We start from the raw sequence: 23,105 nt of genomic DNA, 5'->3' as shown, positions 1-23,105 counted from the left end.
TTCGATTCGAATTATTGTTTTCAGGCCAGCTCTTCGATACGCAGCTGTTCGTTTTCAAGCCAGATCTGCACGGGCTTGCCGTGCAGATTCTTGGGTATTTCGTCCAGCACCTTGTAGACGCCGGCGACGGCGACCAGTTCGGCGTGGAATTCGCGGCAGAAGATGCGCGCCGTTGCGACGCCGCCGGCGCCGGCGAGCGCGCGCCCGCGCAGTGCGCCGTAGATATGGATGGAACCATCGGAGATGACTTCCGCGCCAGCGCCGACCGTGGCGCAGACCGTGAGGTCGCGCCCCTGCGCATACACCTGCTGGCCTGAGCGCACCGGCATCGTGTGCACGAGGCCGGGTTCGGATTTCGCGGCGGCAGCAGCGGGTTTTGCCGGCGGAGCGGCTTCCGCGGCGGCTTGCTTCTTGCTCGGGGGTGGCGCGGGCGCCGGTTCGCCGGCCTCCACGCGTTCGTAGGACGCGCGGAATTTCGCCAGCAGCGGCAGACCGACATCGCGCGACAGCGCTTCGATTTCCGGCGTGCCGTAGGCGATCGCGACCGGCAGCACGCCGGCGGACTTGAGGCCGGCGACGAGCGCGTTGACGGTGGTCGCCGACGGCGTTTCCGACAATCCGCCGAAATCCAGGATCACCGCCGCGCGGTCGAAGAGCTTGGGCGCGCTGCGCACGCGTTCGCTCATCTCGGCCGAGAGTTTGGCGACATCGAGGTGACGGATGCGGAGGTTGGCGATGCCCACCTGGCCGATCTTCAGTTCGCCGGCCTGTTCGTAATCGGGAAGCGTTGCCGACATGCTCAGGTTCCGGTCGCCAGATGTGCCTTGCGGCCGGGAACGGTGCGGGCGGACAGCCAGGACACGTCAGGCAGTGCGTTGCCGTAGGTCTGTTGCACGTACGGATAGCTGCACAGTTCCTTGACCAGCATGCACGCGCGCAGACCGTGGTCGGGCATCACGTGCTGGCCGACCTCGCGGAAACCGAAGCTGCCGTGGAAGAGCAGGGCCGGGTGGCTGCTGCCTTCCATGAACACCTCGGCCGCAAGCTGCGGCACGCGCATTTCCGCGAAGCTCTGCACGTCGCCGTAGAACACGCGACCCACGCCCGCGCCACGGCGGCTGCTGGCGATGACGATGCGGTCGACATACAGGAACTGCGGGTAACGCTCGCGGAACCACAGGAAGTTGCTGCTGTCGTGCGGGGCCTGGTGCGACAGCGCGACCAGGAAGCCGGCCATCAGACCGTCTTTCTCCGCGACGCGGAAGTAATCGGCGTTTTCCCAGAAGAAGCGGAGCTTGGCGGCATCCATCGGCAGGATGCCGGGGCCTGCCGCATTGTTGAGCGCTAGAACCAAATCCAGCTCGTGCTCGCGCACGTCGCGGATGATGATCGACATTGTCCTGCTGACTCCCGGGGTCGGGGGCGCGCCAAACCGGCGCGGCCACAATCAATGCGCGATTATCGCATGGCCTCCGGCCTGCTGCGACCGGTCCGCACGAGGTTAACGGGGGGTTATCCGTGACTTTCGGGCTGCATGCCCCGGTCCCGGGTCGCCTAAGATGGGGCATGCTCACGCGCCTGTCCCACACGCAGCTGCTCCGATACGCCGGCCTGTTCACCTGGGCCGTCGTCGGCATTCCGCTGGTGTTGAATACCCTGTACTTCCCGGTCAGCGACGCCGAGGAACTGGTGGGGCCGGCGCCGGACATGCTCGGCGCGACGATCGCGTATTTCATTTTCGGCGCCGCGTACTGGCTGGTCACGCGAGGTTTCGGTGTACGCCGGACGCATTGGTACGACATCCTCCTGCTCGGCGCGCTGACGATCTCCGCGATCGCAGTGAGCAAGCTCACCGGCACCGGCCTCGGCAGCATCCTGCTGATGGTCGTGTCGGGCGTGATTCCCTGGCTGATGCCGCTGTGGATCGGCGTCGCCTGGCTGGTGTTGCAGCATGTCGCCCTGGTGCCGGTCTTCGAGGGCATCGGCGGGTTCACGCCGATGGCGGCGGCCCTGCAGGCGATGTTCTATGCCGGCTATTCCAGCTTCACCTTCATCACCGGCCTGGTCGCCAAGCAGCAGGCGCAAGCCCGCGAAGACCAGCGCCGCCTGAATTCGGAACTGCGCGCCACCCGCGCGCTGCTCGCGGAAAGTTCGCGCATGAGCGAACGCCTGCGCATCTCCCGGGAACTGCACGATTTGCTCGGCCACCATCTCACCGCCCTGAGCCTGAACCTGGAAGTCGCCGGCCACCTCACCGAGGGCCGCGCCCACGACCACGTCAAGCAAAGCCATACCCTGGCCAAGCTGCTGCTGACCGATGTGCGCGAAGCGGTCAGCGAGATGCGCGAGGAGCGCGGCATCGATCTCGGCGTCGCCCTGCGCACCCTGGTGGAAGGCGTGCCGGCGCTCGATGTGGTGCTCAACCTGCCCGAGCATCTGCAGGTCGAAGACCCCGAATGCGCGCAGGTGCTGTTGCGCTGCACGCAGGAAATCGTCACCAATGCCGTCCGCCATGCCGGCGCCAGCCATTTGTGGCTGCGGGTCGAGCTCGAGCCGGGCATGATCCGTCTGTCGGCCCGCGACGATGGTCGCGGCAGCGCGCAGGCCAAACCCGGCAACGGGCTCAATGGCATGCGCGAACGCCTCGCTGCCTGTGGCGGCAAGGTCGATATCATCACGTCGCCCGGGCAGGGATTCGCCCTGGACATCCGCTTACCCCTGGAGGTTGCCCCATGATCCGTGTCTGCCTGGTCGATGACCAAACCCTGGTGCGCCAGGGTGTGCGCTCGCTGCTGGAGCTGGCCGAGAACATCGAGGTCATCGCCGAAGCCGGCGATGGTCGCCAAGCCGTCGAGCTGATCCCGCAGATCAAGCCCGACGTGGTGCTCATGGACATGCGCATGCCCGTGATGTCCGGACTGGAAGCCCTGCAGGCCCTGGCCGCGCTCGGGCAACTGCCGCCGACGATCATCCTGACCACCTTCGACGACGACCAGTTGGTGCTGGCCGGCATCAAGGCCGGTGCGCGCGGTTACCTGCTCAAGGACGTCTCCCTGGACCAGCTGGTGTCGGCGATCCAGACCGTGGCTGACGGCGGCTCCCTGGTGCAGCCGGCGGTGACCCAGCGTCTGCTGTCGGGCCTGGAAGGTCTGAACAACGATTTCGTCAGCCTCGAACAGCCCGATCCGCTGACCGACCGGGAAACCGAAATCCTGCGCCTGATGGCCGGCGGCTTCTCGAACAAGGAAATCGCCAATTCGCTCGGCGTGGCCGAGGGCACGGTGAAGAATCACGTGTCCAACATCCTGTCCAAGCTCGGCGTGCGCGATCGTACGCGCGCGGTGCTCAAGGCTTTCGAGCTCAAGCTGGTCTGATATCTCGCGGCGGGCCGTGACGGTCCGCCGGACACCGAGCCCGCGGCGGTCCCGCGGCCCGGGCCGCGCTGTGGCCGGCGCCGTCCGATCGCGTCTGCGACCCCGTCGCGCAAAGGTTTGCGGCGGTCCGCCGGGCAGTTTCCCAGACTGTGAACAGGCCCCTGCCGGGCCCGGTTCCGACCTGCTATCCTCTCCCGTTCCTGCGGCGGGGCAAGTGCCCCCGGTGCAGGCCGTTCCCGGAGAGACCCCGAATGACCCGAGTTATCGAGTTCCTGATTTCCCTGCTGATTGTTGCCGCGCTGTTCGTGGTTATCGGCCTGTTCCTGCCGGCCAAACGTACCTTCAGCTTCAGCACCGAGACCAACCGCCCGATGGGCACGGTCACCGACCTGCTCAACGGTTTCACCCGTTTCAAGGACTGGAATCCGCTGCTGCGCCATGACCCGCGCATGCAGACCAGCCTGTCGGGTCCGGCTGAAGGCGTGGGCGCCAAGTTCAACTACAACTCCCGCGACAAGATCATCGGTCAGGGCAGCTGGGAGATCGTCGAAAGCGTTCCCGGCGAGCGCATCAAGTACAAGCTGACCAACGACGCCCGCGGCAGCGACAAGTTCATGACCTTCAAGCTCGAGCGCACCGGCCAGGGCAACAAGAATGTCAAGATCACCCAGCAGTACACCGTCGATTACGGTTGGGACTTGCTCGGCCGCTACGCCGGCCTGTACGTCACGCGCAACGTCGGCGACGACATCAAGCGCGGCCTGGACAAGTTCACCACTTTCCTGGCGACCGTGCCCAAGTTCGACTATTCCAGCCACGCGACCCCGTTCGCGTTCGAGGACCTGCCGGCTCAGGACGTGCTCGTCGTGACGACCGCCTCCAAGCGCAGCAACGACGAAATCGCCCAGGCGATGTCCAGCCAGGTCCAGTGGATCAACAAGGTCATGACCGCGAATGGTCTGGTCGCTGCCGGTCCACTGCGCATTGTCACCAACGAGTTCACCGGCGACACCTACGGTTTCGACGTCGTGCAGCCGGTCCGCAAGGCCGATGCGCCCGCCGACGCGCCGGTTGGCGAGAAGCTCAATGTCACGCTGGAAAGCACGGTCGTGTACGAGCAGATTCCGGCTCGCCGCGTCGCCACGACGACCTACGTCGGTCCGGCCCCGGGCCTGCCGCGCGAGCGCGACGTGTTGCGTGCCTGGGCGATGGCCCATGGTTCCGACACGCAGGACCGTCCGTTCGAGGACTACATCGGCGGCATCACCACGATGCTCGCGGAAGATGCACAGTTCAAGGTGTACTGGCCGGTCAAGTAATGACCGTTCGGGACACAGCAGCAACACGCGGAGCGGGCCAATGGCCCGCTCTTGCGTTGTGGGCCCCGCCGATCGCCGCGCAGGAACTTCACCGGTTTCTCCGCGGTATTTTTTTACGGCGTTTCCCGCCATCCTCTCCAGCAGGTTTTCCCCGGGACTATCGATGATCGAGGCAACCGCCCTGCGCAAACGTTACGGCCGGCTCGTCGCCGTGGACGGTGTCAGTTTCAAGGCCGAACCGGGCGAGGTGCTCGGTTTCCTGGGCCCGAACGGCGCCGGCAAGTCGACCACGATGAAGATGATCGCGGGATTTCTCGCGCCCACCGAAGGCACCGCACGGGTCTGCGGACACGACGTGCAATCCGATGCGCTCGCGGCGCGACGCGCGCTGGGCTACCTGCCCGAAGGCGCCCCCGGCTACGCGGAAATGACGCCGAAGCGGTTCCTGGATTTCATCGCCGACCTGCGCGGCCTGCGCGGGCCGCTGCGTCGTCAGCGCCTGGACTTCGTCATCGCGCGTCTGAACCTCGACGGCGTGCTCGCGCAGTCGATCGAGACCCTGTCGAAGGGGTTCAAGCGCCGCGTCGGTCTGGCGGCAGCGATCGTGCACGATCCGGCGGCGCTGATCCTCGACGAGCCCACCGATGGCCTGGATCCGAACCAGAAGCATGAAGTGCGCGGACTGATCAGCGAACTCGCGCGTGAGCGCACGCTGCTCCTGTCCACGCATATCCTCGAGGAAGTCGAAGCGGTCTGCACGCGCGCGATCATCATCGCCCACGGCAAGATCCTCGCCGATGCGACGCCGGCTGCCTTGCTGGCGCGCTCGCGATTCCACAATGCCGTGTCCCTGAACGCCGACGACAGCATCGCCGCCCGCGCCGCGCTGGACGGCATGCCCGGCGTCAGCGGGTTCGAACAGGACGAACGCGAACAGCGTCTGTATGTCTTCCCGCAAGGCCAGGCCAAGCTTGTCGATGCTGTCGCCGATCGTCTGCGCCAGCGCAACGTCGTCTATCGCGGCCTGCGCCTCGAACACGGCCGGCTCGACGAAGTGTTTCGCCGCATCACCACGCCGGAGGCAAAGGCATGAGCCCGGTCATCGCCATTCTCCAGCGCGAACTCGCCAGCTATTTCGCCACGCCGCTCGCGGCTGTGTTCATCGTGATCTTCCTGATGCTCGCGGGTGCCTTCACCTTCTACCTCGGCGATTTCTACGAAGTGGGGCAGGCCGACCTGCAGTTGTTCTTCCGCTTCCATCCCTGGCTGTATCTTTTGCTGGTGCCGGCGGTGGCGATGCGCCTGTGGGCCGAGGAGCGCAAGACCGGCACGCTGGAGTTGTTGCTGACCCAGCCGGTGACTCTGTGGCAGGCGGTGCTGGGCAAGTTCCTTGCGGCGTGGCTCTTCCTGGGCTTCGCGCTCGCGCTGACCTTTCCGATCTGGGTGACGGTCAACTGGCTGGGCAATCCGGACAACGGCGTGATCATCGCCAGTTATCTGGGCAGCTGGCTCATGGCCGGCGCGATGCTCGCGATCGGCGGCTGCCTCTCGGCGGTGACGCGCAGCCAGGTCGTCGCTTTTATTCTCACGGTCGTGGTCTGCCTGCTGCTCTTGCTCGCCGGGTTTCCGCTTGCGCTCGACGGTGTGCGCGCGATGTTCTCGCAACCGGTCGTCGACGCGATCAGCGGCCTGAGTTTCCTCACGCATTTCCAGGCGATCCAGCGCGGCGTGCTCGACCTGCGCGACGTGGCCTTCTTCGGCCTGGGCATCGGCGCCTGGCTGCTGGCGACCGTGCTGGTCATCGATATCAAGAAAGCGGATTGACACCATGACCTTGCTCAACCGCCTGTTCAATCGTCGCAGCGCTCCGGTCTACGCCTTGCCGCTGCTCGCGCTCGCATTTCTCGCCTTGGTCACGCTGTCGGCGATGTTCCTGCGTGGCGCCCGCATCGACCTGACCGAGCACCGCCAGTACACGCTGTCGGACGGCACCCGGCGCATCCTCGACCGCATCGAGGAGCCGGTGAAGCTGCAGCTGTACTACTCCGACAAGGCCGCGCGCGACCTGCCGCAATTCCGTGTGTATGCCCAGCGCGTGCGCGAGTTGCTTGAGGAAGTCGCGGCGCGCTCGCACGGCAAGGTCACCTTGCAGGTCATCGATCCCGAGCCGTTCTCCAAGGACGAGGAAAACGCGGCCGCGCATGGTCTGCAGGGCGTGCCGCTCGGGGCGTCCGGCGACACGCTGTATTTCGGGTTAGTGGGCACCAACAGCACGGACGGCGAGACCACGATGCCGTTCATCCAGCCCGACAAGGAAGCTTTCCTCGAATACGATCTGGCCAAACTCATCTCGACCCTGGCGATCGACAAGAAGCCGGTCGTCGCTGTGCTCAGCGATCTGCCGACCGGTCCGGGTCTCGATCCACTGACCAACCAGCCGACGATGGGCTGGGTGCTCGACCGGCAACTGGTGGAACTGTTCGAGTTGCGTCGCCTGCAGCCGGAGCCGACGTCGATCGGTCCGGACGTCGATCTGTTGATGCTGATCCATCCGAAGAATCTTTCCGACGACACGCTGTATGCGATCGATCAGTACGTGTTGCGCGGCGGTCATCTGCTGGTGTTCGTCGATCCGGTTGCCGAGGCCGATCCGGCCGGTACGCGCATCGACCTGAGCGGTCAGACCCAGCCGGTGTCCTCGGACCTGCACACGCTTTTCCAGGCCTGGGGCGTGCAATACGACCCGGGCAAGGTCGTGCTGGAAGCGCCGCAGAATTCCCTGCAGGTGCAGCCGGATCCGAACCAGCCGCCCGTGCGCAATCCGGCCCTGCTCGGGCTGCGCAAGACGGCCTTCAATGCCCACGACGTGATCACCGCCGGCATCGAAACGCTGAACCTGTCGAGCGCGGGCGCCTTGAGCGTCGCCGCCGATTCGCCGCTGAAGATGGAAGCGCTGGTGCAGAGTTCGTCCTCGTCGCGATTGGCCGATGCCGCCGCCGTGCGCGCCGCGGTCGCCGATCCGGGCTCGTTGGCCGAAGGCTTCAAGGAGGACGGTCAGGAAGTGCGGGTGATCGCGGCCCGTCTGAGCGGTGTGCTGAAAACAGCATTCCCCGCGCGCCGTGCCGCGGGACAGCTCGTCGCCAGCAAGCAGCCGGTCAACATCGTGATCGTCGCTGACACCGACCTGCTCAGCGATCGGCTCTGGGTCCAGGTACAGGATTTCATGGGCCAGCAGATCTTCAATCCGTTCGCGAACAATGCCGACTTCGTCTACAACACCGTCGACAATCTGGTCGGCAATGCGGACCTGATCGCGGTGCGCACGCGTGCCTCGGCCAATCGGCCGTTCGAACGCGTCGACGCGATCCGTGGCGCCGCCGAACAGCGCTACCAGGCCAAGGAAAAGCAGCTGCGTCAGCAGCTTGACGAGCTCGAACAAAAGCTTGCGCAGTTGCAGCCGGCGGCGCCCGGCGAACCAGCGCCGAAACTCACCCGCGAACAGCAGGCCGACCTGCTGAAATTGCAGGAACAGAAACTGACCACGCGTCGCGAGCTGCGCGATGTGCAGCACCAGCTCAATGCCGATATCGAGAGCCTCGGCCGTCGCCTCAAGCTCATCAATATCCTCGGCATGCCCTTGCTGGTCGTGGTGGTGGCGGGACTGATCGCTTTGCGCCGCCGGCAACAGCGTCGCAGCGGCGGCGCTTAGCCGATGGCCTTGGGGCAACGGGTGGGTTGCTTGTTTGCGGCGTTGCTTGCTGGCGGACTGAGTGCCTGCGGCAGTTCTGCCACCCCGGATTCGGATCGGCTGCTGCCGGATTTCGCGCGACAGGAAAAAACTGTCGATCGTTTGCAGGTCTATGGCGCCGGCACGGTTCCGCGGGTCACGCTGGAAAAGAAAGATGCCGTCTGGCGCGTCGCCGAGCGCGCTGGCTGGCCGGCGGATGCCGGCAAAGTCGATCGCTATCTGTTCGCGTTGACGCAGGCGCGCCGGGTCGAAGAAAAAACCGACAATCCGGCGCTGTATGCACGTCTGGGCGTAGACCCGATCGCGTCGGCCGATGCGCAGGGCGTGGAGCTGCACCTCGCGGGGCCGAGCCTGTCGATACCGCGTCTGATCATCGGTCGTGACCGCGCTGCGCCCGTCGGCACGTATGTACGCTTTTCCGATCAAGCGCGCAGCTGGCAGACCGATCGCCTGCTGGGAGCCGCGCGCGATCCGCGCGACTGGCTGGATCACCTGATCGTGGATCGACCGCTGGCGCGCATCGCCGCGGTGGAGATCGCGCCGGTGGGCGGCAGGCGTTTTCGCCTGGTGCATGATTTCGACCGCTTCGTCGTCGAAGGCGGACCTCCCGCGACGGGCGATGTGCATCAGGCCGATGCCTTGGCCAGTCTGCTCGATCAGCTGCAGCTCGACGACGTCGCGCGCGACGATGCTGGCGGCACCCTGGATCGCGAACTGCGGTATGTCGGTATCGATGGTGTCGACGTGACGGTGCAGGCCTGGCGTAGGCAGGGACGCGTCTGGATCCGTCTGCGGGCCGATGTCGACGAGACGCGCGCAGCGGCTTGGTCGACGCAAGCCGGTGCGGTCGGCGAAACGGCGGAACAGTTGCGCCAGCGGGTGGCGGCCTGGCAGGCGCGTTGGTCCGGCTACGTCTTTCTGCTGCCGGCGCCCACGGCGTCGGTGCTGATGCTGGGGCGCGAGCAGTTGCTCGCGCCGGCACCCTGATGCGCGGCTCGCGTGTTTTCGCCGCGGTCGGCGCCTTGTGCTGCGGCGCGTCCGTCGCGCTCGGTGCCTATGCCAGCCATGCCGCGCAGGGGCCGGCGAAAGAACGTCTCGCGCTGGCCGCGTTGTTCGCGTTCGCGCACGGCTTGGCCTTGATCGTGCTGATGCCGCGAACCTCGCGTCTGGCGACGGTGGCGAAAGGGATGTGGGTCTCGGGTATCGGCTTGTTCAGTGGTTCGCTCGCGTCGGCGGCATTGTTCGGCACGCCGACGACGTTCGCGCCGGCCGGCGGCAGTCTGCTGATCCTGGCCTGGGTTATCGTGGCGGCCGATCTGATCGGCAAGGATTGAGCATGGCCAAGCATCCCCGTGGTTTCGACCTGGACGTCGCTGCCGCGCACTTGGGCAAACGCGATCGCAAGTTCGCGCGCTGGATCGACCGGATCGGGCCCTTGCCGCAGGATGGCTGGAGCAAGCCGTTCGAAACCGTGGATTCGCTGGCGCGCTCGATTCTGTATCAGCAGCTGTCGGGCAAGGCGGCGGCGACGATCGTGGGGCGGGTGGAAACGGCAGTCGGCGCGCGCAAGCTCTCGCACGTGGCGCTGGCGAAGGTCGACGATCCGACGCTGCGTGCCTGCGGGGTGTCCGGCAACAAGACGCTGGCGCTGCGCGATTTGGCGGCGCGCGCCGAACGCGGAGAGGTGCCGACGGCGCGGGAGTTGTTGTCCTTGCACGAGGACGAAATCATCGAACGACTCACGGCGGTGCGCGGCATCGGTCGCTGGACGGTGGAAATGATGCTGATGTTCCGGCTTGGTCGTCCGGACATCCTGCCGGTGGACGATCTGGGCGTGCGCAAGGGCGCGCAAATTCTCGATCGTCTGGAAGAAATGCCGACGCCGAAAGAATTGGCCCTGCGCGGCGAAAAATGGGGCCCGTACCGCACGCTGGCCGGCCTGTACCTCTGGCGCATCGCCGACAGCGCTGCCGATGCGAAAGCCGCCGCGAAGCCCGCCGGCAAACCGAAAGCCAAGGTCAAGCGCTCGCAAGGTTGATCGCTTTCTGTTCGTTGTGGACGCTTTCCGGAGAGTGTTGATCACTGCTCGGAAAGCCCGCATGGACATGACCGTCGCGAGTGGCGGCCTTGCCTTCACAATTCGAGTCGCCGCACGTTACCGGCTTGGTCGAATTGCGAAGGCAAGGCCGCTCGATCTGCCCCAGAAAATCAACGAGGAGTGCTGCGTGTTCCTGACGGTCCTCTGGAGCGACTGGTCAAACGGCGGGCTGCTTGAGCTCGGCCAATTGCTTGATGAAGTCACTACTCCAGAAGCTCAGCACGGGGTGCTGCCCCCATTCGGAGGGCAGAGCAATACGAATGGCGTCCGCTCCGTTTAGGAGCATTGTCCCGTGGCCGCCTTTTGCGGAAAGATTCAGTGGAAGCACGCTGCTTAAAGAAGCTTCTCCGAGGACTCTGCCGCCGACGTCCACGATGGACTTGATATGCATGACGCCAAAATCCGTCAGTGGGCTCTCGGCGATATCAAGGGATGTGGGCGGTGATGTTCCGCGCCATTGGTGAAGTCCGCCAAAAAAGGCGCGCGTCTTTACCGGAATTTCCGATGCGTTGAGCTGCAAGACTCGACCACAGGCGAAAGATCCATCCGCCAGCGGAATCGCCCAGAACTGTCCCGGCAGCAATTCTTTTGCAGATTTTGGAGAAAAGGGATACATGGATACGAGCCTATCATCCCACTCGGCTCGCTTGCGTTGATCCTTTGCTGATTTGCTGCGGATTGTCTGGAGCCCTTGCGTCCGCCATTCAACCAAGCCGGTAACGTGCGGCGACTTGAATGGCGGGCGCAAGGGCTCCCTTCGCGACGGTCTCCGATGTGCGGCAAGTGCATTAAGACAGCGCGTGAAACCAGTGCCAGGGTTCGTACACGATGCCGTGCGGGTTGCCGCGGGGATAGCTCATCGCGAAGCCGAAGTCGGCGGCGTGCGTTTGCAGCCAAGCGAAGGCGGGTGTGCGTTCGAAGGATTCTTCGGCGGGCGGTTCGCCGGGGGTGCCGATGTCGAGTGCGCAGCCGCTGTGGTGTTCGGAAAAGCCGGGCGCCGCATTGACGGCCAGGATGTCGTCGACCGTTTGTCCGCGCGCAAGCTTGCGACGGAAAATGCCCAGTTGGTAGTCGTGGCTGCGGTAGCCCGAGATCGCCTCCAGCACCACGCCGTCGCGCAAGGCGGCGACGCGCATCGCTCGCCAGGCCTGCGCCACCGCGTGTCGCAACCACAGCGGTCGCCGGTAGCGGTCGCGACCGGCATGCGCGAGCGTGCCGGGCTCGGCGACCAGAGGCAGGCCCGTGCGTTCGCCGTAGGCCTCTTCGTCGAGTCCGAGGGCATGGAGGCGATCGAGCAGGCCTGTCAGCGGGCGCGGTGCTTCGCCGGCGAGGTCGATGCCTGGCAACTGTGCGACGTCGTCGCGCAATTCGGGCGTCAGTGCGCCGCGTTGCAGCTCCCGCAGCACGTCGCCGCGGCGCACTGCGAGATAGCGGCCGTCGCTCTTGCGCCGGATCAGCCACGGGTTCTGCGCCAGCGCACGCGCCGTCGCGTTGCCGCGCGCACGTGCGAGCGTCGCGGGAATCGCTTCCAGGAAGTCGCCGTTGATCAGTCGCCAGTCGTCGGGATGCATGGCCGCAGACTAGCTTCCGCGTCCGCCGATGTCACCCGTTCGTGCGGCGCAGGGCGGCGAGCAGGGCATCCGGGCGCTGCGGACTGAGCAGGAGCACGCGGCCGTTGCGCAGCGGCAGCACCAGCACGCGCTGCCAGTCGGTCAGCAGCACGGTGGCGCGGCGGCGGTCGCGCAGGCGGAACAGGCCCGAGTGATAGCCGGGCAGGCGGGTGCCGGCGATCTTGAAGACAGGCTGCAGCTCGCGATGTTCGTCGAGATTGAGAATCGCGGCCTGTTCGAGGTCCATCTCGGCGGTCGCGATGCGTCGCGGCCAGGGGAAGCGGCGCACGAGCAACTTGCCTTCCTCGAGCTGCAGTGTCCGGCGATGCATCGACCAGGCCAGCACGCCGGAGACCACGGGGAAAACCAGCAGGAAGGGGGCGATCGTCCATATTTCCGGCTTGCCTTGCGTCGCCAACAGCATCGGCACGAACACCATCATCGGCAACACGAGACCGATGAACACCGGGAAGAGGCTCGCGAATTTTCTGGGCGGCACCATCTCGAAATCCTGCGCGCTCATGCGAGGGCTCCGAGCCACAACGGGGCGGCGACATGCAGCACGATATCGGCGGAAAAGTGCGCCAGCATCGCGGCTTCCAGGCCTTTGCGCCAGTACAGCCAGCCGAACACGACCCCGGCGAGCGCATTGGCGAGGATCACGCGTGCGATCACCAGTCCGGTCAGCGGCCAGACGTGACTGGCCGCCGGTAGATGGCCGGCGCCGAAGAGCAGGGCGGCAACAACGATCGCGATCCAGTAGGCCAGCGCACTCGGCGCAGCGGCACGCCATTTGGCGACGATCCACACGAGGAACGTCATCAGGAACAGCCGCAATTGCAGTTCCTCGCCGATCGCTCCATAGAACGAAGCCAGGAGACCGAGTCCAGCACCCGGCGCGGGCGGCGCGCCATGAGCGGCGAGCGCCGTCGGCAACCAGGGATCGATCACGGCGAGCAAGCCCAGGATCGCAAGCGCGCTAGCGATGCCCGCCATGACGGCCGTTATCCAGGCGACCTGCGGAAGTTCGCGCCGCATCACCAGCGCGCGCAGCCAAGGCGCATCGAGTCCGACGCGGTGACCCATGCACAGACCGGCGATCGCCATCAGACCGAGCAACAGACCGCCCTGCAATCCTTGCAGCAGCATCAGTACCGGCATTGACACCGGCAGTTTCGCGCGGACCTCCGGCATCAGCGCAAGGGCGTAAGGCAGTACCGCCATCGTCGCGAGCGCGGCCGCCACCGCGAACACGCCCGCGAGTTTCAAATCCTCGCGCAAGGCAACCGAGACAGGCTCGCGAACGACGGTGTCCATGTCCGGACTCAACCCGCCCGTTTGAACGTCGCGCGCTGCACGAACGCACCGGGCATCGGAATCAGTGATACCAGCTCCCAGCCCTGCAGGCCGAGACGGTTGAGTTCGTCCTGCACGCGCTGTAGCTGCGTAGCCTGGCTGTCGAACAGCTTCATGCGCAGGTCCAGGACCAGATATTGCCAGCGGCTGTGGGCGCTCATTTCAATGTGTCCTCGTTGTCGTCGGTACCGGGCGTCTTGAGACGCCCGCTCTTGCGCAAGGCTTCGCGCAGCACGTATTCGATCTGCGCGTTCAGCGAACGCAGTTCGTCGTCGGCCCAGCGCTGGACGGCGTCCAGCACCTGGGCATTGATGCGCAGCGGATAGGCTTTTTTCTCAGCCACGCCGGATCAGTAAATCGAGCCGGTGTTGACGATCGGCTGCGTGCCGCGTTCGCCGCAGAGCACGACCAGCAGATTGCTTACCATCGCCGCGCGGCGCTCGGGGTCGAGGTCGACCACGTTGCGCTTGGACAGTTCGCTCAGCGCCATCTCGACCATGCTCACCGCGCCTTCGACGATGCGCGTACGGGCGGCGATGATCGCGCTGGCTTGCTGGCGCTGCAGCATCGCCTGGGCGATTTCCGGCGCGTAGGCGAGGTGGCTGATGCGCGCTTCCATGACGCGGACGCCGGCCTGGGCCAGGCGATCCTGGATTTCCTCGGTCAGGTGCTTGGAGATTTCCGCGGCGTGACTGCGCAGGGAGATTTTGCCTTCCTCGTGCTGGTCGTACGGATAGTTGATCGCCATCGCGCGCAACGCCGCTTCCGACTGGATGTGCACAAAGCTTTCGTAGTCGTCGACGTTGTAGACCGCCTCGGCCGAATCCACGACCTGCCAGACCACCACCGACGCGATTTCAATCGGGCTGCCTTCTAGGTCGTTGACCTTGAGCTTGCTGCTTTCGAAATTGCGCGTGCGCAGCGAGATCTTCTTCGCGTTGTAGAACGGGTTGTTCCAGCGCAGGCCCTGGTCCTTGCTGGTGCCGATGTACTTGCCGAACAGGCTCAGCACGGCGGCCTGGTTGGGCTCGACCATGTAGTAGCCACCCAGCATCACGACCAGGCACAGGCCCGCGATCAGCGCGACGACCACCGGGACGACGTTCTGGTCGGCGACGCCGGAGATGCCCAGCCAGGCGACGCCGAGAAAGGCGGCCAGATGGACAAGCAGGAACGGGATGCCGGGGAACGAGCTGATATCGGATTCTTTCATGGGTATTCTCCTGAGGTGCGGGAGAACGATATCAATGTGATATCACAAATTCAAGAGGCCGAAAGTCACCCCTCCGCGGCCGGCGGAAGCTCGCACATCCAACGAAATCAATTACTTGGAGACGACCCGGAAACGCAGCAGCGGCGTTGGGCGTTGTTCGCTGCCGATCAGCAGGGTGCTGCCGTCGGTGGAAAAGGCGATCGCCTCGGCCTGTGGCAGCCAGGGAAAGCGCAACTGGCTCGGCGGGCGTTGCGTCGCGGCAGGCCAGCTCTGGCCGGGAGCGCGGATGTAGAAATAAATCGAGTGGTAATTCATCACCGCCAGAACGCGACCGTTCGGGCTCAGGTCGGCACCGCTGATCTGCGATCGGTAGCGCCCGTAGACCGGGTTTTTCTCCAGTTCCTGTTCGGATGGTTGCGCGATGCCGGGCAGGGTCGCGATTTTCTCCGCGACCTGCACGCCGGTCGACGGTCGCAGCGGCAGGCGGAAGAGCTCCGGCGGCACGCGTTTTTTCGAGATCAGCAGCACGTCGCCGTTGACCGGGTCGACCGCGCTGGCTTCGCAGTCGCGCGCGCCGTCCGGCCAGCGGAATTCGATCTTCCAGGCCAGCGGCATCTCGCCGCCGTCCTTGATCGTCCGGGGCTCTTCGAACACCAGCAGGCTCAGGTCGGTGCGGATGCCGCCGTTATCGCCGGTGTCGGCGACCAGCAGGTAACGCTTGCCGTCGAGCTCGAAGGAGTCAATGTCTTCCCAGTCGGTGTTTTCGGCGCCGACGGTGCTGTAGCTGGCGACACGCGTGCCGTCGGGTTTGAGCAGGACCAGGCGCGCGGGATTGCCGCTGTCATTGACGGCCCAGTACAGGCCCGGATGCGCCCGGGACGCGGCCAGGCCGCTGACTTCGTCCAGATCGGGATCGGTGAGCGTTCCGGCGTATTCGGCCTGGCTCCAGCTCACGCCGTAAGCGGCCGGAGCCAGCAAACTCAGCAGTAGTAGGGCAGTCGTCGCGCGCATCGGCATCACGGGAAGCGAAGGCCCGAGAATGCCAGAAAAGCGCGGCGCTTTGAACCGCCAGCCGCTACAATCCGGCGCTTTCCACTTCCCAGTTCGATGCCATGACCGACGCTTCCGCCGTGCGACTGGGTACGCCGCTTTCCGCCGCGGCGACGCGTGTTCTGCTGCTGGGTTCGGGCGAACTGGGCAAGGAGGTGGCGATCGAGCTGCAACGCTTCGGCGTCGAAGTGATCGCCGCCGACCGTTACGACGATGCGCCGGCGATGCAGGTCGCGCACCGTTGCCACACGCTGAACATGCTCGACCCGGCCGCGTTGCGCGACCTGATCGCACACGAAAAGCCGCAGTTGGTCGTACCCGAGATCGAGGCGATCCACACGCAGACCCTGGTCGAACTCGAACGCGACGCCGGCCAGCGCGTGATTCCGACCGCGCGCGCCGCGCGCCTGACCATGGATCGCGAAGGCATCCGCCGCCTCGCCGCGGAAACCCTGGGCTTGCCGACGTCGCCGTATCGATTCGTCGATACGCTCGAGGAATATCGCGCCGCGGTCGCCGCGATCGGCATTCCCTGCGTGGTCAAGCCGGTCATGAGTTCCTCGGGCAAAGGCCAGAGCACGGTGCGCGATGCCGCGCAGATCGACGCCGCCTGGGACTACGCGCAGAAGGGCGGTCGCGCCGGTCAGGGGCGTGCGATCGTCGAAGGCTTCATCGATTTCGACTACGAAATCACCTTGCTGACCGTGCGCCACGCCGGCGGTACCGATTTCTGCGATCCGATCGGTCACCTGCAGATCGACGGCGACTACCGCGAAAGCTGGATGCCGCAGCCGATGTCCGAGCGCGCGATCGAGCGCGCGCGCGACATCGCGCGCAAGGTCACCGGCGATCTCGGCGGCCAGGGCGTCTTCGGTGTCGAGCTGTTCGTGAAGGGCGACGACGTCTGGTTTTCGGAAGTGTCTCCGCGTCCGCACGACACCGGCCTGGTGACGCTGATCGGCCAGGATCTTTCGCAGTTCGCGCTGCATGCGCGCGCCATTCTGGGCTTGCCGATTCCGGCGATCCGCCGGCACGGCCCCGCGGCGTCCTGTGCCGTGCTCGCGCATGGCCACGGCGTGCCGGTGTTCGACGATGTCGGCGCGGCGCTGGCTGAGCCCGACACCGCGCTGCGCCTGTTCGGCAAGCCGCGCGTCGAGGGGCAGCGTCGCGTGGCGGTGACACTGGCGCTGGGTGAGGATATCGAGCAGGCTCGCGCCAAGGCGCGGCGCGCCGCCGCGGCACTCCAGGTCAGCTTGCGCTGAAGGATATCCGGCCATGGGCGAACACGAAACGTACGCGGTATTCCTGCATTCCGGCGCGCTCGAAGCGCTGGGCGAGGCGATCAAACCCTATCTGTCGGACGGACCGGCCGGCACGCATATCCAGTGCACGGGCGTCGACACCGGCGGCGCGTTCTGCGAGATGAAACTCACGAGCAAGAACAGCGCCGGCAAGGACGTGGAACTCGAACTCATGGTGCCGACGGCGATGATCCGTCTCATCGTGTCGATCACCGACGGCGAAGGCGGCTTCGGCTTCGCCTGATCCGCTCGCCGCGTCGCCCGCGACTCAGCGGATATCGACCCAGACCATGTGGTGATCGGTCGCCTCGATCCAGTCGGCGCCGGTCTCGCCCGGTTTGGGCCAGAACACGCCGCTGCGCTCGACGGTGAATCCCACCGACGGCAGCACATAGTCCAGACGCAGGTTGCCGATTTTCGGACCGAAATCGCCGGTGTCGTGCTGCGGTGCGCCGTGCTGGCTCAGATTGCCGCCGCCGACGGTGTTCGCTGCGATCACTGCCCCTTCGCTTGCCGGCGTGGTGTAGCGCAGCACACGTGGGTGTTCGAGCAATTGCTGGATCGCGCCGCGCACGCCGTCGCCGTCGGCCGGATCGGCATTGTGATCGCCGGCGATGACGAAGCGTTCGCCTTCGGGCAGGCCGCCGCACTGTCCGCGGTCGTCGCAGAGCCAGGGTTTCGCGCCGGGGCTGAGGTATTCGGACCACAGACGGATTTCATCGTGATTGCGCGCGCCGTTGCGGTCTTCCGGGCCGTCGAACACCGGCGGCGTCGGATGATCGACCAGGAAATGCAGGCGGCCCAGCGGCGTGTCGATCGGTACGTCCCAGTGCGATTTCGAGCTCAGACGCAGGCGCTGCCATTCTTCTGCCGTGTACCAGGGCTTGCCGGTTTTCGGATCGATCGGTTGGCGTGCGTTCGGCAGGTCCTTCCACAGGAAATTCCGGAACGTGCGCACCGAGCCCACATCGATCGGGAATCGCGACAGCACCAGCATGCCGTATTGCCCCGGGTGCAGGCCGAAGCCGTAGGCGTCGTCGCCGCCGCGGCCGGGTGTGCCGTCGTGATTGAGATCCATGCCCGAGGGTTCGCCGGTATTGACCGGCGCGAGATAGACGAAGTGATAGTAGATCGGCGCCTGGCCCGCCTGTCCGACCGCGAGATAGTCGCGGCGGAAAATATCCGCGGCGCGCCCGTCGGCGTCGAAGTCGAATTCATTGAGCAGCAGGATGTCCGGACGCTGGTGCTGGATGACCGCAGCGATCTGCCGCGCCTTCGCATCCTGTGTCTCCAGTCGCGCGATCACGCCGCCGTCTTTCGCATCGTAGAGCGAGGTGTTGTAGGTGGCGACGCGAATCGTCGGCGCGTCGGCGATGGTCGTCGCCCGGTGCGCGCAAGCCGGCGCGAGGGCGAGGACGGCGAGGGCAGTGAAAACGCGGAATCGGGACATGCAGGTGGCCGTGCGACTCGGATGCGGTCAGTGTTGCACGGCCGCATGGCAGTTTCGCAAGCGCGATAGCCGGCCCCGCGTTCAGCGTGCGGGTGGCGGGGCGGCCAGCGGCTTCCAGTCGCGGCCGTCGAGGTATTCGAGCGGGCGGAAACCCTGCTTGTAGTGCATCTTTGGATGCTGGTCGAGCCAGAAACCCAGGTACAGATGCTGGCGATCCTCGCGCTGCGCGCGTGCGATCTGCATGAGGATCGCGTACGTGCCCAGGCTGCGTTCGGCGACTTCCGGCGCGTAGAAGGTGTACACGGCCGAGAGCGCGTCCGGCAGCACGTCGGTGACGGCGACGCCGAGCAGTTCTTCGCCCAGACGGAATTCCACGAACTCGGTCGGACTCCAGCCACAGGCGAGGAAACCGTCGAAATCCACCGGCATCGGCGCATCCATGCCGCCGCCGGCATGACGGGTGTCCACGTAACGGCGATACAGGTCGAAGATTTCGCCGGTGCGCCGCGCCGGGCTCACGCGCACGCTCAGATCGGCATTGCGCTGCAGGCAACGACGCTGGCTACGGCTGGGCCGGAACTCGCGGACCGGCACGCGCACGGCGATGCAGGCGCGGCAGGCATTGCAATGCGGTCGATAGACATGGCCGCCGGAGCGGCGAAATCCCAGGGACAGGGCATTGGGATACAGGGCCGGCAAGGACGGGTCGGACGGATCCAGCACCAGGTCGCGCGCGAGCCGCTCCGGCCAATAGCCGCAGCCATGTTCGGCGGTCTGGAATACGCGGATGTTGTGCTGGGTGCCCATGCCACGCCCGGTACGCGACGGCGGTCGCGATGGGGCATGGTAGTCCATTCACCCCAGGACATACCCCATCCGCTCGCCCAGGCGCGTCGGGGTCTCGGTTTCGAAATGATCCAGGGCCACGCCGTCCTTCGGCAGCAGCACGATCACGGTGGAGCCGTAGTTGAAGCGCGCCATTTCCGCGAATCGTTCGAGCCGGATGTTCTGGCCGCGGAAGTCGCGGCGTAGCGGTCGCGAGGCGTATTTGGGAATGTTCACGCCGTTCCAGACCGTCTCCACGCCCGACACCAGCAGGGCGCCGACCATGACCATGACCATCGGGCCGTGGTCGGTGTCGAAATGGCAGACCAGGCGCTCGTTGCGCGCGAACAGACGCGGGATTTCCCGCACGCCCCAGGGCGCGACGGTGAACAGGCGGCCCGGCACATGCAGGGTTTCGGTCAGGGTGCCGGTCCAGGGCATGTGCACGCGGTGGTAGTCGCGCGGCGACAGGTAGATGTTGGCGAACCAGCCGTCGGCAAACGGTGCCGCTGCCGCTTCGTCGCCAAGCAATTCGCCAGCGGTGAAGCTCTGTCCCTTGGCCTGGAAAATGCGTCCCGATTCGATGCGGCCGATCTGACTGATCTTGCCGTCGGCAGGCATCAGCAAGGCGCCCGGGTCGGCATCGGGCTGGCGCACGCCGGGCTTCAGGGCGCGGGTGAAGAAGGCATTGAAGCTGGCGTAGTTACGCGGATCGGGATCGGCGGCTTCGGCCATGTTCACATCGAACTTGCGGATCACCAGCGCGATCAGCCAGTTCTTGAAGCCGGGAGATTCGGCCTGCGCGGCCCACATCGCCAGGCGCGACAGCAGACGGTGTGGCAGGACGTACTGCAAAAACACGGCGGGACTCATCGGGCGCGCTCCGTCAGCAGGCGCAGGTCGGCGGCGATGTCGGCCGGCTGCAGCGGGGGTCGGATCAGGCCGGCTTGCCGGCCCTGCGGATCGAGCACGATCAGGGTCGCGGAATGATCCATGGTGTAGTCGCTGCCTTCGGTGGGCACTTTCATGTAGACCAGGCCCAGCGCCTGCGCGAACTGCTGCAGACCCGGTTCGGCGACGGTCGCCGCGAGGGTGTCGGCGTGGAAGTAGTGGGCGTAGTCGCCGATGATCTTCGGCGTATCGCGCTCGGGATCGACCGAGACGAACAGCACGCGCGGCCGGATCGCCGCCGGCAGGTCTGACCAGGTGTCCTGTGCCTGCTTGAGCTCGGTCAGCGTCGTCGGGCACACATCCGGGCAATGCGTGAAGCCGAGAAACACCACGGTCCAGTGACCGCGCAATGTCGCCGGCGTGAGTGCGCTGCCGTCGGACAAGGTCAGGCGATAGTCGGGCAGGGCGCGCGCGGCCGGAAACAGGCGCACGGTCTTGAGTGCTTCGGCAGGCATCGGCGCCGGCGCTTGCGGCCGGGTCCAGACGCGTTGGGCGGCCATCAGTCCCAGTCCTGCCGCGAGTGCGGCGGCGAGGACGAAGAGGATGGATCTGTTGGCGAAACCGGCGGCATTGGCAGCGTTCATGGCGCGAATTATAGCCATCGGGCCGTTATACTGAGCGTCTTGCGTCCTCATTCCGGGCCCCATGAGCGCCGAACTCGTCACCATCATCGATTTCATCCGCTACGGCGCCAGCCGTTTCAGCGCGGCCGGCCTGACCTTCGGCCACAGCTACGACAACGCCCTCGATGAAGCGACACAGTTGGTGTTGCATGCGCTGCATCTGCCGCACGACCTGAGCCCGGTCTATGGTCAGGCCCGTCTGGTCGCGGAAGAAAAAGTCCGCATCCTGAGTCTGTTCGACCGTCGCATCGACGAGCGCATTCCGGCCTGCTACCTCACCGGCGAGGCCTGGTTTGCCGGTCTGAGCTTCAAGTCCGACCCGCGCGCCCTGGTGCCGCGCTCGCCGATCGCCGAACTCATCGAAGCGGGCTTCGAGCCCTGGCTCGGTGGCCGCCCGGTCACGCGCGCCCTGGACCTGTGCACCGGCTCGGGGTGCATCGCGATCGCCACGGCGCACTACAACCCGGAATGGCAGGTCGACGCGGTCGACATTTCCGAGGACGCGCTGGCGCTGGCGAAAGAAAATGTCGCGCGCCTGGAAACGGCAAATGTGCGTCTGGTGCATTCCGATCTTTTCCGCGGACTGGTCGGCGAGGTCTACGACCTCATCGTCACCAATCCGCCGTACGTCACGCATGCCGAAACCGACGCGCTGCCGAAGGAATACGCGCACGAGCCCGAGCTGGGCCTGCGCGCCGGCGACGACGGTCTGGACCTGGCCTTGGAGATCCTGCGCGATGCGCCGGCCCATCTTTCCGAAGAAGGGCTGCTGATCTGCGAAGTCGGCGAGAGCGAGCGGCATCTGGTCGCGCTGCTGCCGGAAGTGCCGTTCGCCTGGGTCGAGTTCAAGGTCGGACAGATGGGCATCTTCGCGATCGAGCGCGCCGACATCCTTGCTCATCATGCGAAGATCAAGGCCTTGGCGGATGCGCGGCGCTAGTCGCCCGATGTAAACAAAACGAGTGCCGGCCTGCGCCGGGACGATGGAATCACTTCAGGCGGAAACGGAACCTTCGTGTCGAGCAATTCCTTCGGAAAAATCCTCACCGTCACCACCTTTGGCGAAAGCCACGGTCCGGCGATCGGTTGCGTCGTCGACGGCTGCCCGCCCGGCATCGTCATCGCCGCCGAAGACTTCGCCCACGACCTGCAGCGCCGCGCCACCGGCAAGTCCCGCCACACCTCGCAGCGTCACGAAGCCGACGAGGTCGAGATTCTCTCCGGCGTCTACCAGGGCAAGACCACCGGCACGCCGATCGGCCTGCTGATCCGCAATACCGATGCGCGCAGCAAGGACTACGACAAGATCGTCGAGCAGTTCCGGCCCGGGCACGCGGACTACACCTACTGGCAGAAGTACGGTATCCGCGATCCGCGCGGCGGTGGCCGCAGTTCCGCGCGCGAGACGACGATGCGCGTCGCCGCCGGCGTGATCGCCAAGAAGTGGCTGGGCGAGAAATACGGCATCGTCGTGCGCGGGCATGTCGCCCAGATCGCCGACCTGCGGCCGCGCGCATTTGACTGGGATGCGGTCGAAGACAATCCGTTCTTCTGGCCGGACGCAGGCCAGGTCGCCGAACTGGAACAATTCCTCGATGCCCTGCGCAAGTCCGGCGATTCGGTCGGCGCGCGGCTCACCGTGGTTGCCGACAACGTGCCGCCCGGCTGGGGCGAGCCGATCTACGGCAAGCTCGACGGCGAACTCGCCGCCGCGATGATGTCGATCAACGCGGTCAAGGGCGTGGAGATCGGTGCCGGTTTCGCCAGCGTCGCGCAAAAGGGCAGCGAGCATCGCGACCTGATGACCGCCGACGGTTTTCGCAGCAATCATGCCGGCGGCATCCTGGGCGGCATTTCCAGCGGGCAGGCGATCACCTGTTCGGTCGCGTTCAAACCGACCTCGAGCCTGCGTCTGCCGGGCGAAACCCTGGACACCGAGGGCAGGGCGGTCGAAGTGATCACCACCGGGCGTCACGATCCCTGCGTGGGCCTGCGCGCGACGCCGATCTGCGAAGCGATGATGGCGCTCGTGCTGATGGACCAGGCACTGCGCCATCGCGCGCAGTGCGGCGACGTCGGCGAAGTGTTTCCGCGTATTCCCGGCGGTGTCGCATGAGCGACGCGCGCCTGCTCCTTGGAATGAAACGCCTGGCGCGAAAACGCCGGTCGGGGCGCACCCGAGGACCG

At 65.8% G+C, this 23,105-nt stretch carries 27 protein-coding genes; 13 read left to right on the top strand and 14 right to left on the bottom strand.

Features of this window, described 5'->3' with window-relative positions; translation table 11 throughout:
• Nucleotides 1-20: 20 nt before the first annotated feature.
• Together minC and G467_RS0106640 are read right to left on the bottom strand one after the other, a co-directional pair.
• The gene (minC, locus tag G467_RS0106645) at nt 21-797 is read right to left on the bottom strand and encodes a septum site-determining protein MinC (RefSeq protein ID WP_022968953.1); all 777 of its coding nucleotides are present in this window, start codon (nt 795-797) and stop codon (nt 21-23) included.
• A 2-nt stretch (nt 798-799) separates the two neighbouring features.
• Entirely contained in the window at nt 800-1,396 is a 597-nt protein-coding gene (locus tag G467_RS0106640; protein ID WP_022968952.1) for a GNAT family N-acetyltransferase, read from the bottom strand.
• Nucleotides 1,397-1,566: 170 nt separating this feature from the next.
• Between G467_RS0106640 and G467_RS0106635 the strand changes: the two genes are divergently transcribed.
• The 9 genes from G467_RS0106635 (at nt 1,567) to G467_RS0106595 (ending at nt 10,479) form a co-directional block, all read left to right on the top strand.
• Nucleotides 1,567-2,736, top strand: coding sequence for a sensor histidine kinase (locus tag G467_RS0106635; protein WP_022968951.1), 1,170 nt, complete (start codon nt 1,567-1,569; stop codon nt 2,734-2,736).
• Nucleotides 2,733-3,374, top strand: coding sequence for a response regulator (locus G467_RS0106630; protein WP_022968950.1), 642 nt, complete (start codon nt 2,733-2,735; stop codon nt 3,372-3,374). The genes G467_RS0106635 and G467_RS0106630 overlap by 4 nt, the downstream gene beginning before the upstream one ends.
• Nucleotides 3,375-3,625: 251 nt before the next feature.
• Entirely contained in the window at nt 3,626-4,693 is a 1,068-nt protein-coding gene (locus G467_RS0106625) for an SRPBCC family protein (RefSeq protein ID WP_022968949.1), read from the top strand.
• A gap of 163 nt (nt 4,694-4,856) precedes the next feature.
• On the top strand, nt 4,857-5,786 hold the full coding sequence (locus tag G467_RS0106620) for an ABC transporter ATP-binding protein (protein ID WP_022968948.1): 930 nt from the start codon (nt 4,857-4,859) through the stop codon (nt 5,784-5,786).
• Nucleotides 5,783-6,517: an ABC transporter permease gene (locus G467_RS0106615; protein ID WP_022968947.1), complete on the top strand. Its 735-nt coding sequence runs from the start codon at nt 5,783-5,785 to the stop codon at nt 6,515-6,517. The genes G467_RS0106620 and G467_RS0106615 overlap by 4 nt, the downstream gene beginning before the upstream one ends.
• A 4-nt stretch (nt 6,518-6,521) precedes the next feature.
• On the top strand, nt 6,522-8,402 hold the full coding sequence (locus tag G467_RS0106610) for a GldG family protein (RefSeq protein WP_022968946.1): 1,881 nt from the start codon (nt 6,522-6,524) through the stop codon (nt 8,400-8,402).
• 21 nt (nt 8,403-8,423) lie between these two features.
• The gene (locus G467_RS15730; RefSeq protein ID WP_162140743.1) at nt 8,424-9,428 is read left to right on the top strand and encodes a DUF4340 domain-containing protein; all 1,005 of its coding nucleotides are present in this window, start codon (nt 8,424-8,426) and stop codon (nt 9,426-9,428) included.
• Nucleotides 9,428-9,775 (top strand): DUF423 domain-containing protein, encoded by a 348-nt coding sequence (locus G467_RS0106600; protein WP_022968944.1) that lies wholly within the window; start codon nt 9,428-9,430, stop codon nt 9,773-9,775. The genes G467_RS15730 and G467_RS0106600 overlap by 1 nt, the downstream gene beginning before the upstream one ends.
• Before the next feature lie 2 nt (nt 9,776-9,777).
• On the top strand, nt 9,778-10,479 hold the full coding sequence (locus G467_RS0106595) for a DNA-3-methyladenine glycosylase family protein (protein WP_022968943.1): 702 nt from the start codon (nt 9,778-9,780) through the stop codon (nt 10,477-10,479).
• 217 nt (nt 10,480-10,696) lie between these two features.
• Here G467_RS0106595 and G467_RS17785 read toward each other — a convergent pair whose 3' ends face one another.
• From G467_RS17785 to G467_RS0106555, 8 genes are all read right to left on the bottom strand, one after another.
• Nucleotides 10,697-11,287 (bottom strand): hypothetical protein, encoded by a 591-nt coding sequence (locus G467_RS17785; protein WP_155844843.1) that lies wholly within the window; start codon nt 11,285-11,287, stop codon nt 10,697-10,699.
• A gap of 40 nt (nt 11,288-11,327) precedes the next feature.
• Nucleotides 11,328-12,110: a M15 family metallopeptidase gene (locus tag G467_RS0106585; RefSeq protein ID WP_022968941.1), complete on the bottom strand. Its 783-nt coding sequence runs from the start codon at nt 12,108-12,110 to the stop codon at nt 11,328-11,330.
• A gap of 31 nt (nt 12,111-12,141) precedes the next feature.
• Nucleotides 12,142-12,672: a PH domain-containing protein gene (locus tag G467_RS15725; protein ID WP_022968940.1), complete on the bottom strand. Its 531-nt coding sequence runs from the start codon at nt 12,670-12,672 to the stop codon at nt 12,142-12,144.
• Nucleotides 12,669-13,466, bottom strand: a complete 798-nt coding sequence (locus tag G467_RS0106575; RefSeq protein ID WP_022968939.1) for a CPBP family intramembrane glutamic endopeptidase — start codon at nt 13,464-13,466, stop codon at nt 12,669-12,671. Before G467_RS0106575 ends, G467_RS15725 begins: the two co-directional genes overlap by 4 nt.
• Nucleotides 13,467-13,474: 8 nt before the next feature.
• On the bottom strand, nt 13,475-13,666 hold the full coding sequence (locus tag G467_RS15720) for a DUF4177 domain-containing protein (protein ID WP_022968938.1): 192 nt from the start codon (nt 13,664-13,666) through the stop codon (nt 13,475-13,477).
• Nucleotides 13,663-13,848: a type II toxin-antitoxin system antitoxin gene (locus G467_RS0106565; protein WP_022968937.1), complete on the bottom strand. Its 186-nt coding sequence runs from the start codon at nt 13,846-13,848 to the stop codon at nt 13,663-13,665. Before G467_RS0106565 ends, G467_RS15720 begins: the two co-directional genes overlap by 4 nt.
• 6 nt (nt 13,849-13,854) lie before the next feature.
• On the bottom strand, nt 13,855-14,718 hold the full coding sequence (locus G467_RS0106560) for an SPFH domain-containing protein (RefSeq protein ID WP_022968936.1): 864 nt from the start codon (nt 14,716-14,718) through the stop codon (nt 13,855-13,857).
• A 111-nt stretch (nt 14,719-14,829) separates the two neighbouring features.
• On the bottom strand, nt 14,830-15,729 hold the full coding sequence (locus G467_RS0106555; protein WP_155844842.1) for a hypothetical protein: 900 nt from the start codon (nt 15,727-15,729) through the stop codon (nt 14,830-14,832).
• A gap of 101 nt (nt 15,730-15,830) precedes the next feature.
• On the opposite strand from G467_RS0106555, the gene purT reads away from it, so the two are divergent.
• Both purT and G467_RS0106545 read left to right on the top strand, forming a co-directional pair.
• Entirely contained in the window at nt 15,831-17,030 is a 1,200-nt protein-coding gene (purT, locus tag G467_RS0106550) for a formate-dependent phosphoribosylglycinamide formyltransferase (RefSeq protein ID WP_022968934.1), read from the top strand.
• A 13-nt stretch (nt 17,031-17,043) separates the two neighbouring features.
• The gene (locus G467_RS0106545) at nt 17,044-17,313 is read left to right on the top strand and encodes a hypothetical protein (RefSeq protein ID WP_022968933.1); all 270 of its coding nucleotides are present in this window, start codon (nt 17,044-17,046) and stop codon (nt 17,311-17,313) included.
• Nucleotides 17,314-17,337: 24 nt separating this feature from the next.
• Here the strand turns inward: G467_RS0106545 and G467_RS0106540 are convergent, their stop codons facing one another.
• From G467_RS0106540 to G467_RS0106525, 4 genes are all read right to left on the bottom strand, one after another.
• On the bottom strand, nt 17,338-18,519 hold the full coding sequence (locus tag G467_RS0106540) for an endonuclease/exonuclease/phosphatase family protein (protein WP_022968932.1): 1,182 nt from the start codon (nt 18,517-18,519) through the stop codon (nt 17,338-17,340).
• An 81-nt stretch (nt 18,520-18,600) separates the two neighbouring features.
• A complete protein-coding gene (locus G467_RS0106535) occupies nt 18,601-19,374 on the bottom strand; it encodes an arginyltransferase (RefSeq protein ID WP_081644589.1) in 774 nt (257 codons plus the stop codon).
• Entirely contained in the window at nt 19,375-20,217 is an 843-nt protein-coding gene (asd, locus tag G467_RS0106530) for an archaetidylserine decarboxylase (protein ID WP_022968930.1), read from the bottom strand. It abuts the gene before it with no gap.
• Nucleotides 20,214-20,879: an SCO family protein gene (locus G467_RS0106525; protein WP_022968929.1), complete on the bottom strand. Its 666-nt coding sequence runs from the start codon at nt 20,877-20,879 to the stop codon at nt 20,214-20,216. The genes asd and G467_RS0106525 overlap by 4 nt, the downstream gene beginning before the upstream one ends.
• 61 nt (nt 20,880-20,940) lie before the next feature.
• Here G467_RS0106525 and prmB point away from each other — a divergent pair, with 61 nt between their 5' ends.
• Nucleotides 20,941-21,858 carry a 50S ribosomal protein L3 N(5)-glutamine methyltransferase gene (gene prmB, locus G467_RS0106520; protein ID WP_022968928.1) on the top strand — a complete coding sequence of 306 codons (918 nt, stop codon included), beginning with the start codon at nt 20,941-20,943 and terminating at the stop codon, nt 21,856-21,858.
• A 75-nt stretch (nt 21,859-21,933) separates the two neighbouring features.
• Nucleotides 21,934-23,034, top strand: a complete 1,101-nt coding sequence (aroC, locus tag G467_RS0106515; protein ID WP_022968927.1) for a chorismate synthase — start codon at nt 21,934-21,936, stop codon at nt 23,032-23,034.
• The last annotated feature ends 71 nt before the right edge of the window (nt 23,035-23,105 follow it).

The sequence above is a fragment of the Arenimonas oryziterrae DSM 21050 = YC6267 genome (assembly GCF_000420545.1).
GTDB classification, from domain to species: Bacteria; Pseudomonadota; Gammaproteobacteria; order Xanthomonadales; family Xanthomonadaceae; genus Arenimonas; species Arenimonas oryziterrae.
Note: the sequence above shows the minus strand (reverse complement) of the source record. Positions and strands in the feature narration are given on the sequence as shown.